Source organism: Alcanivorax sp. HI0044, assembly GCF_001634945.1.
This window is the reverse complement of the sequence record NZ_LWEZ01000755.1, coordinates 1-771: the sequence shown is the minus strand read 5'-3', so window position 1 is coordinate 771 and position 771 is coordinate 1. Positions and strand designations below refer to the sequence as shown.

The 771-nt window shown below is 59.4% G+C and carries 1 protein-coding gene; it reads left to right on the top strand.

What is annotated here, in order from left to right:
* Positions 1–11 precede the first annotated feature (11 nt).
* The gene (locus tag A3730_RS29595; protein ID WP_255364235.1) at positions 12–134 is read left to right on the top strand and encodes a hypothetical protein; all 123 of its coding nucleotides are present in this window, start codon (positions 12–14) and stop codon (positions 132–134) included.
* The last annotated feature ends 637 nt before the right edge of the window (positions 135–771 follow it).

The following is a 771-nucleotide window of genomic DNA, read 5'->3' as shown; positions in this document are numbered from 1 at the left end:
GCAAGACATTCCTGCTAACTCACTGGAATGGCGGCCACGACATCCCCGACCCCTACAAACGCGGCCGGGATGCCTTCGAAAGAATCTACCCGCCCATGCGCGAAGCCACAAAAGCCTGGGCAGAAAAACTGTAGATAGTTATGTAGGAGCACCTCTTGAGGTGCGAATCGTGCCCCCTTCTAGGGGGCACTGTAGGAGTTCCCTTCCAGGGGACGAACCAAGCGCCAGCGCGGAAATCACCCAAAGGGGTGATAAGAAACCGCCGGTACACGGGCACAGCTCGACAGGAAATAGCACCGCTGTGTAGGAGTTCCCTTCCAGGGGACGAACCAAGCGCCAGCGCGGAGCTCACCCAAAGGGGTGGTAAGAAACCGCCGGTACACGGGCACAGCTCGACAGGAAATAGCACCGCTGTGTAGGAGTTCCCTTCCAGGGGACGAACCGAGCGACAGCGCGGAGATCACCCAAAGGGGTGGTAAGAAACCGCCGTTACATGGGCAAAGCTCGACAAGAAACAGCACGGCTGTGTAGGAGTTCCCTTCCAGGGGACGAACCAAGCGACAGCGCGAAGATCACCCAAAGGGGTGGTAAGAACCGCCGGTACACGGGCACAGCTCGACAGGAAATAGCGCCACTGTAGGAGTTCCCTTCCAGGGGACGAACCAAGCGCCAGCGCGGAGCTCACCCAAAGGGGTGGTGAGAAACCGCCGGTACACGGGCACAGCTCGACAGGAAACAGCACCGCTGTGTAGGAGTTCCCTTCCAGGGGAC